Annotated in this window: 18 protein-coding genes; 15 read left to right on the forward strand and 3 right to left on the reverse strand. The window is 60.4% G+C overall.

Annotated elements, in window-relative coordinates; translation table 11 throughout:
• The first annotated feature begins 15 nt into the window (after positions 1-15).
• Complete coding sequence (gene fabF / locus ABLN94_RS01250) at positions 16-1281, forward strand: beta-ketoacyl-ACP synthase II (RefSeq protein ID WP_352988390.1); 1266 nt, start codon at positions 16-18, stop codon at positions 1279-1281.
• Complete coding sequence (gene mltG, locus ABLN94_RS01255) at positions 1282-2442, forward strand: endolytic transglycosylase MltG (RefSeq protein ID WP_352988392.1); 1161 nt, start codon at positions 1282-1284, stop codon at positions 2440-2442.
• Positions 2443-2476: 34 nt separating this feature from the next.
• Here the strand turns inward: mltG and ABLN94_RS01260 are convergent, their stop codons facing one another.
• Together ABLN94_RS01260 and ABLN94_RS01265 are read right to left on the reverse strand one after the other, a co-directional pair.
• Positions 2477-3733, reverse strand: a complete 1257-nt coding sequence (locus ABLN94_RS01260; protein ID WP_352988394.1) for a DEAD/DEAH box helicase — start codon at positions 3731-3733, stop codon at positions 2477-2479.
• A gap of 287 nt (positions 3734-4020) precedes the next feature.
• Positions 4021-4575 carry a TetR/AcrR family transcriptional regulator gene (locus ABLN94_RS01265; RefSeq protein WP_352988395.1) on the reverse strand — a complete coding sequence of 185 codons (555 nt, stop codon included), beginning with the start codon at positions 4573-4575 and terminating at the stop codon, positions 4021-4023.
• A 70-nt stretch (positions 4576-4645) separates the two neighbouring features.
• Here ABLN94_RS01265 and ABLN94_RS01270 point away from each other — a divergent pair, with 70 nt between their 5' ends.
• Both ABLN94_RS01270 and ABLN94_RS01275 read left to right on the forward strand, forming a co-directional pair.
• Entirely contained in the window at positions 4646-5602 is a 957-nt protein-coding gene (locus ABLN94_RS01270) for an oxidoreductase (protein WP_352988397.1), read from the forward strand.
• 630 nt (positions 5603-6232) lie between these two features.
• Positions 6233-7459, forward strand: a complete 1227-nt coding sequence (locus ABLN94_RS01275; protein WP_352988984.1) for a DNA-packaging protein — start codon at positions 6233-6235, stop codon at positions 7457-7459.
• 64 nt (positions 7460-7523) lie between these two features.
• Here the strand turns inward: ABLN94_RS01275 and ABLN94_RS01280 are convergent, their stop codons facing one another.
• The gene (locus tag ABLN94_RS01280; RefSeq protein WP_352988398.1) at positions 7524-8483 is read right to left on the reverse strand and encodes a cation transporter; all 960 of its coding nucleotides are present in this window, start codon (positions 8481-8483) and stop codon (positions 7524-7526) included.
• Between the two features lie 239 nt (positions 8484-8722).
• Here ABLN94_RS01280 and ABLN94_RS01285 point away from each other — a divergent pair, with 239 nt between their 5' ends.
• The 11 genes from ABLN94_RS01285 to ABLN94_RS01335 all read left to right on the forward strand — a co-directional run bounded on the left by ABLN94_RS01285 (position 8723) and on the right by ABLN94_RS01335 (position 15014).
• The gene (locus ABLN94_RS01285; protein ID WP_352988400.1) at positions 8723-9883 is read left to right on the forward strand and encodes a phage portal protein; all 1161 of its coding nucleotides are present in this window, start codon (positions 8723-8725) and stop codon (positions 9881-9883) included.
• A complete protein-coding gene (locus tag ABLN94_RS01290) occupies positions 9876-10094 on the forward strand; it encodes a GTA head formation protein, RCAP_rcc01685 family (protein ID WP_170489631.1) in 219 nt (72 codons plus the stop codon). The genes ABLN94_RS01285 and ABLN94_RS01290 overlap by 8 nt, the downstream gene beginning before the upstream one ends.
• Positions 10095-10120: 26 nt before the next feature.
• Complete coding sequence (locus ABLN94_RS01295; protein WP_352988402.1) at positions 10121-10666, forward strand: HK97 family phage prohead protease; 546 nt, start codon at positions 10121-10123, stop codon at positions 10664-10666.
• Between the two features lie 34 nt (positions 10667-10700).
• Positions 10701-11879 carry a phage major capsid protein gene (locus tag ABLN94_RS01300; protein ID WP_352988404.1) on the forward strand — a complete coding sequence of 393 codons (1179 nt, stop codon included), beginning with the start codon at positions 10701-10703 and terminating at the stop codon, positions 11877-11879.
• Positions 11880-12055: 176 nt separating this feature from the next.
• Positions 12056-12655 (forward strand): head-tail connector protein, encoded by a 600-nt coding sequence (locus ABLN94_RS01305; protein WP_352988406.1) that lies wholly within the window; start codon positions 12056-12058, stop codon positions 12653-12655.
• Positions 12652-12990 carry a head-tail adaptor protein gene (locus ABLN94_RS01310; protein WP_352988408.1) on the forward strand — a complete coding sequence of 113 codons (339 nt, stop codon included), beginning with the start codon at positions 12652-12654 and terminating at the stop codon, positions 12988-12990. Before ABLN94_RS01305 ends, ABLN94_RS01310 begins: the two co-directional genes overlap by 4 nt.
• Positions 12987-13400, forward strand: coding sequence for a DUF3168 domain-containing protein (locus tag ABLN94_RS01315; protein WP_352988409.1), 414 nt, complete (start codon positions 12987-12989; stop codon positions 13398-13400). The genes ABLN94_RS01310 and ABLN94_RS01315 overlap by 4 nt, the downstream gene beginning before the upstream one ends.
• A gap of 20 nt (positions 13401-13420) precedes the next feature.
• A complete protein-coding gene (locus ABLN94_RS01320; protein ID WP_352988411.1) occupies positions 13421-13834 on the forward strand; it encodes a phage major tail protein, TP901-1 family in 414 nt (137 codons plus the stop codon).
• A gap of 4 nt (positions 13835-13838) precedes the next feature.
• Positions 13839-14159: a gene transfer agent family protein gene (locus ABLN94_RS01325; protein WP_352988413.1), complete on the forward strand. Its 321-nt coding sequence runs from the start codon at positions 13839-13841 to the stop codon at positions 14157-14159.
• Positions 14156-14362 (forward strand): rcc01693 family protein, encoded by a 207-nt coding sequence (locus ABLN94_RS01330; protein WP_352988414.1) that lies wholly within the window; start codon positions 14156-14158, stop codon positions 14360-14362. The genes ABLN94_RS01325 and ABLN94_RS01330 overlap by 4 nt, the downstream gene beginning before the upstream one ends.
• Positions 14352-15014 (forward strand): phage tail tape measure protein, encoded by a 663-nt coding sequence (locus ABLN94_RS01335; protein WP_352988416.1) that lies wholly within the window; start codon positions 14352-14354, stop codon positions 15012-15014. Before ABLN94_RS01330 ends, ABLN94_RS01335 begins: the two co-directional genes overlap by 11 nt.
• Positions 15015-15024: the final 10 nt, after the last annotated feature.

A 15024-nucleotide genomic window follows, 5' to 3' on the forward strand; every position in this document is an offset into this window, starting at 1 on the left:
GGCAAGAGGCATTTCATGCGCAGAGTCGTTGTAACCGGTCTGGGATTGGTCACTCCGTTGGCCAGCGGGGTCGAGGAAACTTGGTCGCGGCTGCTGGACGGAGAATCCGGTGCGGGTCCGATCACTCAGTTCGATGCTGAGGCAAGCGGGGTCACCACGACCTATGCCTGCGAAGTGCCGCGCGGAGACGGCACCAACGGAACATTCAACCCAGACGACTGGATGCCTCCGAAAGAGCAGCGCAAGATCGAGGACTTCATCCTTTATTCCATCGCAGCTGCGGAAATGGCCTGCAAAGATGCCGATTGGCTGCCCGAAGACGAAGACGCGCGTCTGCGCACAGGCGTCCTGATCGGCTCGGGCATCGGTGGACTGGGGTCCATCGCAAACACCGCGAACCTGATCCGCGACAAAGGTCCGCGTCGGGTGTCACCGTTCTTTATCCCTGGTGCTCTGATCAACCTCGCCTCGGGTCAAGTGTCGATCCGTCACGGGTTCAAAGGGCCTAACCACTCTGTCGTGACTGCCTGTTCGACGGGTGCGCATGCGATTGGTGATGCCAGCCGCATTATCCGTGCAGGCGACGCTGACGTGATGGTTGCAGGTGGTGGCGAAGGCTGCATCTGCGAAATCGGTATCGCCGGCTTCAACGCGTGCAAAGCGCTGTCGACCAAGTATGCCGACGATCCGAAGAAAGCCAGCCGTCCCTATGACATCGACCGTGATGGGTTCGTCATGGGTGAGGGCGCAGGCATCGTTATTCTGGAAGAATACGAACACGCTAAGGCACGTGGCGCCAAGATTTATGCTGAGGTGCTGGGCTATGGCATGTCCGGCGACGCTTATCACATCACAGCACCGTCTGAGGATGGCGACGGGGCTGAACGTTCAATGAAAGCCGCACTGCGCAGCGCCGGGCTAGAGCCGAAAGATCTGGACTACATCAACGCGCATGGCACCTCGACCATGGCGGATACGATTGAGCTGGGTGCCGTAGAGCGGCTGCTGGGTGAGCACGCCAGCAACGCCACAATGACCTCGACCAAATCGGCCACTGGCCACCTGCTGGGCGCTGCTGGCGCGATCGAGGCGATCTTCTCGATCCTCGCGATCCGTGATCAGGTGGCTCCGCCGACGATCAACCTGGACAACCCGGCGGTTGAGACACCGATTGACTTGGCGCCGAACGCCAAGCGTGAGCGTGAGATCAACGTGGCCTTGTCGAACTCGTTCGGGTTTGGTGGCACCAATGCCAGCGTGATCTTCGGAAAGGCCAGCTAAATGTGGCGGGCTTTGGCATCGAACGCGCTGACCATCCTGGTGGTCGGCTTGTTCTTGGTTGGCGGTCTGATCGTGTGGGGCCAGTCGCAGTACAAGTCCGAAGGCCCGCTGGAAACCGCCATGTGCCTGCAGGTGAAGCGCGGTTCGAACATGACCGCGGTCAGCCAGCAGCTTGAGGACGATGGCGCGATCAGCAACGCCCTGATCTTCCGGCTGGCTGCGGATTACACTGAAAAGGCGCAGCAACTGAAAGCCGGCAGCTTTCTGGTCCGCGAAGGTGCGTCGATGGAACAGATCATCGACGACATCACGAGCAGCGGGGCCAGCACTTGCGGATCTGAGATTGAATACCGGATAGGCGTAACGCGCGTTCAGACACGTGTGCGCGAGTTGGATCCGTCCACGCTGGAATTCGTTGAGGTTGCCAATTTTGAGGCTGCGGAAGAGGAAGCTCCGGCGGAATACGCCGAAAAGCGTCAGGATGCTGATACGCGCTATCGTGTTTCGGTCGCTGAAGGTGTGACCTCGTGGCAGATTGCCGAAGCATTGAAGGGGATCGACGCCCTGACCGGCGATGTGACCGAAATTCCGGCTGAAGGGATGTTGGCTCCGGATAGCTATGAGGTGTCACCGGGTGATGACCGAACGGCCATTCTGCAGGATATGCAGGAAAAGCAGCAGCTGCGGATTAATGCAGTATGGGAAAACCGTCAGGACGGTTTGCCGATCAGCAACCCTGAAGAAATGCTGATCCTGGCCTCGATCATCGAAAAAGAAACTGGCGTTCCGCATGAGCGTGGGCAGGTGGCCAGCGTTTTCGTGAACCGCCTTGAGAAAGGCATGAAGCTGCAGACAGACCCGACAGTGATCTATGGTGTCACCAAGGGTCAGGGCGTGTTGGGTCGTGGCCTGCGGAGGAGCGAGCTGCGCCGTGCAACGCCTTGGAATACCTACGTGATTGACGGCTTACCCCCGACACCGATTGCCAATCCCGGTCTGGCAAGTCTTGAAGCCGCCGTAGCACCGGAAGACACCGATTATGTCTTCTTTGTTGCGGATGGAACAGGCGGGCACGCCTTTGCGGAAACTCTGGACGAGCACAACCGCAACGTGGCCAAATGGCGCGAGATTGAGGCCGAACGAAACAGTTCGAGCAACTGAGAAAAAGGGCCGCGTTTAAAAACGCGGCCATTTTTTATGCGGCTGGGCGTCTGCGTGGTCGACGACGTTTGGATGACGAGGGTTTCGACGCCGAATTGGCCCCCTGCGGTTTTCGGCCTCGGAACCCGCCGCGATTGCGGGGCTTCTTGGGTTCGGCGAACTCAGGCATTGTGCCGCTGGCGACTGGGATTTCGATTTTCATCAGTTTCTGAATCTGGCGCAGTTGGTCCAGTTCATCCGGCGCGCAGAAAGCGATGCCTTCACCCTCACGTCCGGCGCGGGCGGTACGGCCGATCCGGTGGACGTAGTTGTCGGGAACCTCGGGCAGATCATAGTTGATCACGTAAGCGACGCCGGGAATATCAATCCCCCGCGCGGCGACATCGGTGGCGACCAGCACATTGACCTCTCCGGCGCGGAACGCCTTGATTGCGCGGTCGCGCTGACCTTGGCTTTTGTTTCCGTGGATCGAGGCGGCATTGAAGCCATCCGCCACAAGACCTTTCATCAATTTCTCTGCCCCGTGCTTAGTGCGGGCAAAGACCAAAGTCAGGGCGTCCATGTCTGCAGACAGAATCTCGCGCAGTTTCCGCGGTTTTTCGGCCCTGTCGAGAAAATGCACGGATTGCGTGATCTTGTCCGCAGCCTTGCCCGGGGGCGAGACTTGTACGCGCTGTGGGTTGTTCAGGTAGGATTGGCTGAGTTCTTCCATCAGTTTCGGCATCGTGGCCGAGAACAGCATGGTCTGGCGCGGCGTACCCAGTGCGGGCTCGATTTTGCGCAGGGCGTGGATAAAGCCCATGTCCAGCATCTGGTCGGCCTCATCCAGAACCAGATGGCGGACCGAGCTGAGGTCGACGGCACCGCGCTCCATTAGGTCGATCAGGCGGCCCGGCGTGGCGACCAGAATATCGGTCCCGCGTGACAGGAAAGAGATCTGCTTGCCGATGGATTGCCCGCCGACCACGGTGGCCACGCGCAGTTTCGTTTTCTTGGTCAGGTTGCGAAGGCTTTCCGCAATCTGGTTCACCAGTTCACGGGTAGGTGCCAAGATTAGGGCTTTGACCGTTTTCGGCGCAGGTTTTCCAGGTTGTGCCAGTAGGTGATCGATCAGAGGCAGGCCAAAGGCCAGCGTTTTTCCGGTGCCAGTTTGGGCCAGCCCGAGGATATCGTGGCCTTGAAGGGCCAACGGGATCGCTTGGTTCTGGATTGGAGTCGGTTGGGTGAAATTGGCGCGTTCCAGCGCTTCATTCAGGGCCGGGGCAAGGCCCAGCATGTCGAAGTCGAACAAGTATCATTCCTTTGCAATCCATGGCGAAAGGACAGCCACGGACAATAGCGTTTGATCCCGCAAATTGCGAGACCGGCAGGGTTAGGCGAGACCTCGGGACGCACAGGCGAACCCTGTACCATCCGGTCGTCGCTTCAGGAACCCTGCGTGAAGGGGAACTGGGAGATGTTCAGCGCGCTGTTGGGGCGGTCTTGTCCGCTAAAGCTCACGCAGTGGCGCTGTAATTTGGGGCAGATGCAGGTTTAGACGTCAAATGTCAAGCAGGGGTTCCGAGGAATGTCAAGTATTCAGCGGAACAGAACGTTGATCACGCGTTCCAGACTTCGAGCATAGTCATCCGGTGTGCCGACCTTAAGCAGCAAACCCTTTGAGGCGAGGTTGAGCACATAGGCTGCGTCCTTGGCCGCCTCTTCAGACGGTGCCATGCCCCGGGTCAAAAGGAACGTCTCGATAGCTCGGGTGAACTCCCCTTCATAGTCGCGCGTGGAGCTTTCGGCCGCAGATTTTGTCTGGTCCAGAAGCTCGGCTCCATGCGGAGTTCCGCGCACCAGGGGAAGGTGATCGCCGATCCAAGCCTGATATGCTGAAACAAGTGTCTGTGTTGCTGGGGCGTCTGCCGTACCAAGGCAGTGGAGTGCCCTGTCGGTAATCGTGTCCAGGAAACTGGTCACCGCCCAATCCAGAACAGCCTCCTTTGAGCCGAACTGGTTGTAGATCGACTGTCGAGACAGTCCGGCAGCGGTTGCGATTTCATTCATCGACGCTTTGCGGAACCCGTAATTTGCAAAAAGTGTCAGAACATTCAGGGCGTTGCTATCTTTGGGCATTTTCGTATTTGACATTTTGGGTCCAAATTGTAAATAAGATACACGACTGGGTTGCCTCCAACTAGCCTTACCTCAGGATTGAACTATGGAACAGAAAATCAGCGATTCCGGATTTGCGAATTGGACGCACGCGCAACTGCCCGATCTGACCGGCAGAACCTTCGTGATTACAGGGGCGAATTCCGGCATCGGATTTGAAGCTGCGCGGATGCTTGGCGAAAAGGGCGGAAACATCGTCATGGTATGCCGGTCGCGCGAAAAAGGTGAAGCTGCGCAACGCAAGCTTTCCGCCCGCGTCAAAGGCAAATTGGATCTGATCTTGATGGACCTATCTGATCTGTCTTCAGTTCGTAGTGCAGCCGAAGAGCTGCGCGGCCGCTACAGCAAGATTGACGCGCTGATCAACAACGCGGGCATCATGATGACGCCGCAGACAAAGACAGTAGACGGCTTTGACCTGCAAATGGGGGCCAACCATTTGGGTCATTTCCTGTGGACCGGACTTTTACTGGATTTGGTTGAGGTGGCTGAGGGTCGGATTGTAGTCCTGTCGAGCATGGCTCATAAATTCAGGCCGCTGGATCTGGATGACCTTATGTCGGACCAGAAATACTCGCCAACCAAGGCCTATGCCCAGAGTAAACTGGCCAACCTGATGTTTGCTTTCGAGTTAGATCGCCGCCTCAAGACCTCGGGCAGCAAGGCATCCTGTATCGCTTGCCACCCGGGATACACCGAGACAAACCTGCAAAGCACTGGACCCAAGGGAGTTCTGAAGGGTCTCATGGCATTGACCAACAAAATGTTGGCGCAAAGTCCTGAGGCCGGAGCCACCCCGACGGTTCTGGCGGCGGCAGGAACGGAAGCCAAACGTGGCGCCTATTACGGGCCGCAAAAGATGCGCGAGGCGCGCGGTCCGGTGAGCGATGCCAAGGTCATGGATCATGCGCTGGATCGCAAAAAGCAAGCGGCACTGTGGACCAGAAGCGAAGAATTGGTGGGGTTTCGATGGAGTCTTCCGACCATTTCTGACGCGGCCTGAGCCCAGTTTAAAAGGCGCGATGCCCGTCAGGACAGTGGTGCCGTTAAGAATTTCATAGGAGATTCTGAACGGTGCCCGTTGCGCCTCCGTTGCGCAAAGCATTGACTTTGCGCACTTTTTCACGTACCAAGTGTGTCATGCTAGAAGAAGTGGGCAACGGCCCCGGGGAAACCCGGTGGCCGTTTTTCTTTTCTCTCGTGCGGAAAAACTCACGCATGAGGTCACAGGCAAACATGACTTTGATTACCCCGGAAGAGCGGATTTCCCAGACGGCGGAACTATTGCTGTCGCTTGAGACATCCATTCGCGGTTTGCGCCAGGCAGCGGAAGAACTGCGCAGGCAAATCGGAACCGGGGAGGATGCAGACCTGGCTGGAACAGCCAAGCAACTCGGTCAGTTAGAGGGGCTGATCCGAAGTTGTCAGAAAGTGGAGACAAGCTTTGTCGAACAACATCACAGACAAGCCGGAATTGCCCAAGGGGGGTATGCGCTCGACCTTGAGCGCGCTCGATTTGAAATCGGGTGCAGGTTGGCTCGCCTCCGCCGATGCTGCGGTTCGGGACAGATTTCTGAGTGAGATCGGGGAGGGAGGGCTGTGCGCCCTCCCTTTCCTGTTCGAGTTTTGGGCTTTGCCGCACCAGTTGCCGCCTGAGGGCGACTGGCGGTCCTGGGTGATCATGGGCGGGCGTGGTGCGGGTAAGACGCGCGCGGGGTCTGAATGGGTGCGGTCGATGGTCGAAGGGTCGAAACCGTTGGATCGCGGAGAGGCCAGCCGCGTGGCATTGGTGGGCGAAACCTACGATCAGGTACGGGATGTGATGATCTTTGGAGATAGCGGAATATTGCAGTGTTCACCGCCGGATCGGCGACCGCAGTGGAAAGCGTCGGAGCGTAAGCTTATCTGGCCAAATGGGGCCGAGGCGCAGGCGTTCTCGGCGCATGATCCCGAGGGGTTGAGGGGACCTCAGTTCGATGCAGCCTGGGTGGATGAACTGGCCAAGTGGAAGAAGGCTGGCGAGACTTGGGACATGCTGCAGTTTGCATTGCGGTTGGGGGAGCGGCCTCGGGTCTGTGTGACCACGACTCCGCGCAACGTGAAGGTTTTGAAGAATTTGCTGACGTCTCCGTCAACCGTGCAGACCCACGCGCCGACCGAGGCGAACCGGGCCAATCTGGCGGACTCGTTTCTGGACGAAGTGCGGGCGCGCTATGCGGGTACGCGGCTGGGGCGACAGGAACTGGACGGGGTGCTGCTATCGGATGCCGAGGGGGCATTGTGGACGGGCTCGATGCTGGAGGCGGCGCGCTGTTCGCAGGTGCCCGCGTTGGATCGGATCGTGGTGGCGCTGGACCCGGCGGTGACGGCAGGGTCAGGTGCGGATGCTTGCGGGATCGTGGTCGTGGGGGCTCAGCTACAGGGTCCGCCCGAGGCGTGGCGGGCGTTCGTGCTGGCCGACCGGACGGTGCAGGGCGTTGGTCCGGCGGGCTGGGCGCAGGCGGCGATTGACGCGATGGATGAGTTCGGGGCCGAACGGCTGGTGGCTGAGGTCAATCAGGGCGGTCAATTGGTGGAAGAGGTCGTGCGGCAGGTGGATCCTCTAGTCCCGTTCCGGGCTGTGCGGGCGTCACGCGGCAAGGTTGCACGGGCGGAGCCTATGGCGGCACTGTACGAGCAGGGTCGGGTTAGCCACGTGGCCGGGCTGGACGCGCTGGAGGAACAGATGTGCCAGATGACCGCGCGCGGGTTCGAGGGGCAGGGCTCTCCCGACCGGGTCGACGCGCTGGTCTGGGCGCTACATGAATTGATGGTCGGGCCTGCGGCGGGGTATCGGCGACCAAGAGTACGGTCTCTGTGAGGTGAGAGTCAGACCTCGGTCGGGGGTAAGCCTTCCCAAACAATGTGATAGCTTTTTGAGCAGATCAATTGGGGTTCATTTCGTCCGGCCAACGCCGGGGATGCTCTGTAATCATTAGCATGACATCCGCACCGGGTAGAGCCTGACGCGCATCCCGGATCATACGCAGGTTCAAGCGGTCGACCTCCATCGCTGAAACCGCGCGATCAGGGTCGTAATAAACGGATACCAGAAACGTTCTTCCCAACTTCGTAACCGACATGTCCAGTAACGTCCCGCCATCTTCGGCGATTGCGGCGCGCAACGACCGTCGGGCAGCAGCAAGCTTCGCCGGACTTGCGCTGATGCCAGCCAACTCGCCCAATCCGCCACGGAAATCCCGGACATACGAACCGATCGCCAGCAAACACAACAGCATCACGATCACTGAGTCCCCAACCGGGGCAATGGATGCAAGGGGCCCGTCCCTGAACATGTATATTGCGCCAAGGCCTACGCCAGCTGCCGCTGTGACAAGCCCGTCAAACATAGCAGCCTTGGCCTCAACCTGCAGGATCGAACTGTTTCGCCCGGTTCGCCGCCAAGTGAAATAGTGAAAACCCCAAAGAATTGCACAAGTGACCCCGATGACGGAAAAGTAAGTGATCATTGGCGCAAAGATCAGTGGTTCGGGCACCATGCCATTGAGGTAGCTGTAAATACTCTTGAGCGCGTTCGCGACGGCGAACAAGACCAGGCCAAGCAGGGAAAGTGACCGGAACGTTGCGAAGATGGCCTCGTCAGCGGCGTAACCGAAGGGCCGTAGTTTGTCAGGCCCCGCGTCAATTCGAAGACTGATGCGCCGCCCGAGTAAGGCAGAACCAAAACCGATCAGGGAAAACAGACCATCCATCATGATCGCGTTAGAATTGGATAGAATTCCTGCCAGTAGACCCGCCGCAGCCATGAACAGGTTGCCCCACATGGCCACCACAAGAGATCGGCTTTCCAAGCGCTTTCTGTCTTCGGGATATTGCGGTGTCATACTGCTTGGCTCTGGTGTGATGGCAAACAAGTCCATCAATAGCCATTCGCCGGAAAATGGCCACCCTTTAGGCTGTGCCAACGGACCCAGAAGGTTTTCGTTGTGCGGAAGCTGTTTTTCCGACCTGCGTTGAGTGTTGCCAAATCCCAGTACGCCCTATTCCGGAGGATTAAACTTCTAGCCGCCATAACTCTTTTCAACCAGCCGGGCAGAGCGGCGACAGAAAGGAGCATCTGGACATGGTTTTCGATTTCTTGCGTCGTGGATCAGCTGAGGAAGCACCCGAGGCGAAGGCGAGCGCGGCGGGGCCCGTGGTGGCATGGCAAACCGGTGGGCGCGTAGCGTGGAGCCCTCGGGACGCAGTGTCGCTGACGCGGACGGGGTTTTCGGGGAACCCTGTAGGGTTTCGCTCGGTCAAGTTGATTGCCGAGGCGGCGGCGGCACTGCCGTTGGTACTGCAGGATCAGGCGCAGCGCTATGATGCGCATCCGATCCTGAGCCTCATGCGCCGTCCGAATGCGGCGCAGGGGCGGGCGGAGTTGATGGAGGCATTGTTCGGGCAGTTGCTGCTGTCGGGGAATGCCTATGTTGAGGCGGTTCAGGCCGAAGAGGGGTTGCCGGTTGAGCTGCATGTGCTGCGTTCGGACCGGATGAGTGTGGTGCCGGGTGCGGATGGCTGGCCCAAGGCGTATGATTACGCGGTGGGCGGCAAGAAGCATCGGTTCGCGGCGGAAAATATCTGCCATATTAAATCGTTCCACCCTCAGGATGATCATTATGGGTTCTCACCGATGCAGGCGGCGGCGATGGCGATTGATGTGCATAACAGCGCGTCGCGCTGGTCGAAATCGCTGTTGGACAATGCGGCGCGGCCGTCGGGGGCGCTGGTGTGGAAGGGCGACGGCCATGGGGTGATGGCCGAAGATCAGTTCCGACGCCTCTCAGATGAGATTGAGCAGAATTATCGTGGGGCGCGGAACGCCGGACGGCCGATGGTTCTGGAAGGGGGGCTGGATTGGAAGCCGATGGGTTTCTCTCCGTCCGATATGGAGTTTCAAAAGACCAAGGAAGCCGCCGCCCGCGAGATCGCGTTGGCCTTTGGGGTCCCGCCGATGCTGCTGGGAATACAAGGCGACGCGACCTATTCGAACTATCAGGAGGCCAACCGGGCGTTTTACCGCCTGACCGTGCTGCCCCTGGTGACGCGGGTGGCGGCGGCGGTGTCGGAATGGCTGACGGGTTTCATCAACGAAGATCTGGTGCTGAAGCCCGATCTGGATCAGGTGCCCGCGCTATCGGCGGAACGCGATGCGCAGTGGGCGCGGGTCAATGGGGCCGATTTCCTGACTGATGCCGAGAAGCGGGCGCTTCTGGGGCTGCCGGAGCGTGCCGATGTCTGACGGGTATCCTCCGTTCGAGTGCGCGCCGGGCCTGCGTCTGGCCGCACATGAGCGGGTGGCCGAGATTCAGCATGCGCACCTGTGCAGACGATTGGATCAGATCGAAGAGATGATGGAGCGATTGGAGAAGCGGTTGTGGCTGACAGTCTACGGCGTGGTGGCGGTGATCTTGGCGCAGGCCTTTCAGTCCATTCTGGTTGTAACGCCATAATTTCAATTGGTTACGTGGAGAAATTCGTGGATTTAGAGCATAAATTCGCTCGGTTCGGAGACGGCCTTTCGGTATCCGAGGATGCGGTGATTGAGGGCTATGCCAGTCTGTTTGGGCAGGTCGATCAGGGCAGCGATGTGGTGCAGCGCGGGGCATATCGCAGCTCGCTTGACGAGCTGGCCAAGGCTGGTCAGCGGGTCAAGATGCTGTGGCAGCATGATCCGGCGCAGCCCATCGGTGTCTGGGACGAGGTGCGCGAAGACGACAAGGGCCTGTGGGTCAAAGGACGTCTGCTGGAAAGCACGCAGAAGGGCCGTGAGGCGGCGGAGTTGATCCGGGCGGGCGCGATGGATGGCCTGTCGATTGGCTATCGCACCAAACGGGCCGTGAAGAATGACAAGGGCCAGCGGGTCCTGACCGAACTGGAGCTGTGGGAAGTGTCCTTGGTGACCTTCCCGATGCTGCCCAGTGCGCGGGTGGCGGCGAAGGGCACCGAGCCTGACGCTGAGAACACTTGGCGCAGTATTGCCGAGGTGTTTGATCACGCCCGGCAGGAGCTGGCGCGGACCTAGCGCGCCTCAACCCCCACCCAAAAAGGAAGTGCTGATGAGCAAGACCGAGACCCCGGCCTTGACCGGAGAGGGTGCGCCCCTGGTTCAGGAGGTGAAGCAGGCGATGGCTGGCTTCGTGAATGAATTCAGGGGCCTGAAGGCTGAAGTTAAAACCAAACTGCAACAGACAGAAGAGCGACTGACCATGCTGGATCGTAAATCAACCATCGCGGCGCGCCCGCATCTTGCGGCCTCGATCGAGGACGGTGCCCCGCATCAAAAGGCATTCGACGCCTATGTGCGTTCGGGCGAAGATGATGGGCTGCGCGGGCTGGAGATTGAGGCCAAGTCGCTGTCGACCGCAGTCAACAGCGATGGCGGTTATCTGGTCGATCCGCAAACGGCCGAGATCATCAAATCGGTGCTGAAATCCACCGCGTCGATCCGCTCGATTGCGTCGGTGGTGAACGTCGAGGCTAACTCGTTCGACGTGCTGATCGACCATACCGACGTAGGTGCGGGCTGGGCTGATGAAACTGCGGCCGCGACCGAAACCGCTACCCCCTCGATCGACCGCATTTCGATTGCGCTGCACGAACTCAGCGCGCTGCCCAAAGCCTCGCAGCGGTTGCTGGATGACAGCGCGTTTGACGTCGAAGGCTGGCTGGCCGGTCGTATCGCCGACAAGTTCGCCCGCGCCGAGGCCGCTGCGTTCATCTCGGGCGATGGCGCCGACAAACCGAAGGGCATTCTGGACCACACCAAGGTCGATAATGATGTCTGGGCCTGGGGCAATATCGGCTACGTGCCCACCGGTATCGATGGCGGCGTCGAGGCGGATGCGATTGTCGACGTGGTCTATGCGCTGGGCGCCCAGTACCGCGTGAACGGCACTTTCGTGATGAATTCGAAAACCGCCGGTCTGATCCGTAAGCTGAAGGACAGCGATGGCCGCTTCCTGTGGTCGGACGGGCTGGCCGCGGGTGAGCCTGCGCGTCTGATGGGCTATCCGGTGCTGATCGCCGAGGACATGCCGGATGCGGCCTCCGACAGCTTCTCGATTGCCTTCGGTGATTTCCATGCCGGTTACACCATCGCTGAACGTCCCGACCTGCGCGTCCTGCGCGACCCGTTCAGCGCCAAGCCGCATGTCCTGTTCTACGCGACCAAGCGCGTTGGCGGCGACGTGAGCGACTTTGCTGCGATCAAGCTGGTGAAATTCGGCACCGCCTAAGCGGTGGCGGATCCGGGGGGCCGGGCAACTGGCCCTTCGGGCGGCGGGTACGGGCCGGGGTGAGATCCCCTGCGTTGTCTAGCTGCTCCCCTCCGTCCGAGCAACGTGGGGCGGCGCGTGCCCGTCTTTTTCCAAGGATGCGGCCCCGGAGGGGTCCGAGATTGCGGAGTGAATGGATGATGTCGATCGAAGAAACGGCCATCGCGGATGCAGCGCTGCCGGTGGATCAGTTCAAGGCGCATCTGCGGCTGGGAACTGGTTTCGCCGAGGATAGCGTGCAGGACGAGGTGCTGAAGGGTTTTCTGCGTGCCGCGATTGCAGCCATTGAGGCGCGAACGGGCAAGGTGCTGATAGAACGAGAGTTCTCATGGAGTCTGTATGGCTGGCGGGATCCTGCCGGTGAAGTTCTGCCGGTGGCTCCGGTCGGGGCGGTTGTTGCGGTGAAGCTGACGGATGCGGCTGGGGCCGAGACTGAGGTGGACGCGGCGACTTACGGGTTGGAGCGTGACACGCAGCGCCCTCGGTTGCGTCCGGCGGAGTCCTGTTTGCCAAAGGTGCAGACCGGCGGCGCGGTAAAGATCACCTTCACGGCCGGGATGGCTGCGGATTGGGGCGGGCTGCCCGCTGATCTGGGCCAAGCGGTGCTGCTATTGGCGGCGCATTATTACGAATATCGCGATGAGACGGCGCTGGGCGCGGGGTGCATGCCCTTTGGTGTGACCAGCCTGATCCAGCGCTATCGCACAGTGCGCTTCGGCGCTGGGGTGATGCAATGAGCGCGCCGCGATTGAACCGCAAGCTGGTGCTGGAGGCCGCTGTGCGTGTGGCTGATGGTGCGGGAGGCTACACCGAGACATGGGCCGCGCTGGGCGTGCTTTGGGCTGAGGTCACGGCGCGCAGCGGGGCGGAACGCGCGGTGGGTGGCGCTTCGGTGTCGCGTGTCGGGTACCGCATCGTGGTGCGGGGGGCGCCCGAGGGGTCTTCGATGCGACCCGCGCCGGATCACCGGTTTCGCGAGGGCGCGCGCCGGTTTGTAATTCGCGCGGTGGCCGAGCGAGACCCGCGTGCCCAGTACCTGACCTGTTTTGCAGATGAAGAGGTGGCGGCATGAGCTATGGCGTGTCAGCCGCGTTGCAGGCGGCGGTGTTTCAACGGTTAACGGGGGATGTACAGGTGGGCGCGCTTTCAAGCGGCGCGATCTATGACGCGGTGCCTTCGGGCGTGTTGCCTCAGACCTACGTGACTTTGGGCCCGGAAGAAGTGCGGGAGGCCTCGGACCGATCGGGCGGGGGCGCGGTGCACCGGTTCGTGGTCTCGGTTGTCTCTGAGGCGGCGGGCTTTGGTGCCGCCAAGACGTTGGCCGGGGCTGTGTGCGATGCGCTGGATGGCGCGGCGCTGACGCTGAACCGTGGTCATCTGGTGGGCCTGTGGTTCGAACGCGCTTCCGCCCGACGTACGGGAACCGGTGGAGCAATCCGCCAGATCGATCTGAGATTCCGCGCCCGCGTGGAAGACGACTAAGCAATCAACGGAGAAAGCACATGGCTGCCCAGAACGGAAAAGACCTGTTGGTCAAAGTGGATATGAACGGCTCGGGCCTGTTCGAGACTATCGCGGGGTTGCGCGCCACGCGGGTCAGTTTCAACGCGGAAAGTGTGGATGTCACCAGCCTGGAGAGTCAGGGCGGATGGCGTGAGCTGTTGTCCGGAGCGGGGGTTAAATCTGCCTCGATTTCGGGCTCGGGCGTGTTCAAGGACGAAGGTACTGATGAGCGCGCACGGCAGCTGTTCTTCGACGGTGAAACGCCGGGCTTTCAGGTGATCATTCCCGACTTCGGCATTGTTGAAGGCCAGTTTCAGGTGACGAGCATTGAATATGCAGGCTCGCATAATGGAGAGGCGACCTACGAGATGAGCCTGGCGAGCGCCGGTGCGCTGACTTTTACGGCGCTGTAATCCGATGGCTAATCCGTGGACGGGCGAGGTGGAATTGACCATCGATGGTGAACGGCGGGTGCTCAAGTTGACGTTGGGCGCTTTGGCGGAGTTGGAACAGGAACTGGGCACCGGGTCTTTGGTTGAACTGGTTCAGCGGTTCGAAGGCGGAGCCTTTTCCAGCGCCGACGTGCTGGCGCTGATCGTAGCGGGGTTGCGCGGTGGTGGCGCCGATGTGACCCGCGCCGACTTGCTGCATGCCGAGATTGATGGTGGCCCGATGGCGGGTGCGCGCGTGGCGGCTGAGCTGCTGGCGCGGGCCTTCATGGCGCCAGGGCAATCATGAGCGGCTTCAACTGGTCCGACCTGATGCGGGCCGGGTTGGTCGGTCTGCGCCTGACGCCCGAGCAGTTCTGGCGTCTGACTCCGGCCGAGCTACGGCTGATGCTGGGGCAGGGTGCCGGGATACTGGCGATGAACCGGGCGGGCTTAGATGCCTTACTGGCGGCTTTCCCGGACAAAGAACAAGGAGAGCGTGATGACAGATAGTGACGGGTTCGACGACCTGCAGGAAAGGGGCGAGGCGCTGGGCGACTCGCTGGGGGATGCGGCGTCGATGGCGGCGGCTTTCGATGGTCAGATGAAACGGATCAGAGCCGCGTTTGAGGAGACGGGTAAAGATGTTGCGACGTTGGAGCGCGGTATATCTGGCGGCTTGCGAAAGGCGTTTGATGGCGTGGTTCTGGACGGCATGAATCTGTCGGACGCATTGGATGTTCTAAAGAACTCAATGATCCGGACGGCGTATTCGGCCGCGATCCGGCCGGTGACGGATCATTTTGGAGGGATGCTTGCCAACACAGTCGGCGGTCTAGTGCAGGGCATTTTGCCCTTTGCCGACGGTGGTAGCTTCTCGCAGGGGCGCGTTATGCCTTTTGCCAATGGCGGTGTGATCAGCGGGCCCACGACCTTTCCCATGCGCGGTGGCACAGGACTCATGGGAGAAGCCGGGCCTGAAGCCATCATGCCATTGGCACGCGGTCCGGATGGCAAGCTTGGTGTGCGAACCTCAGGCGGCGGCCGCGCTGTGAATGTGGTGATGAATATCACCACTCCGGACGTGCAGGGGTTCAGGCGCAGCCAGGGCCAGATCGCCGCCCAGATGAGCCGCGCCTTGGGCCGCGGCAATCGCAACAGATAACACGAGGGAG

The sequence above is a fragment of the Ruegeria sp. SCP11 genome (assembly GCF_040329455.1).
GTDB classification, from domain to species: domain Bacteria; phylum Pseudomonadota; class Alphaproteobacteria; order Rhodobacterales; family Rhodobacteraceae; genus Ruegeria; species Ruegeria atlantica_E.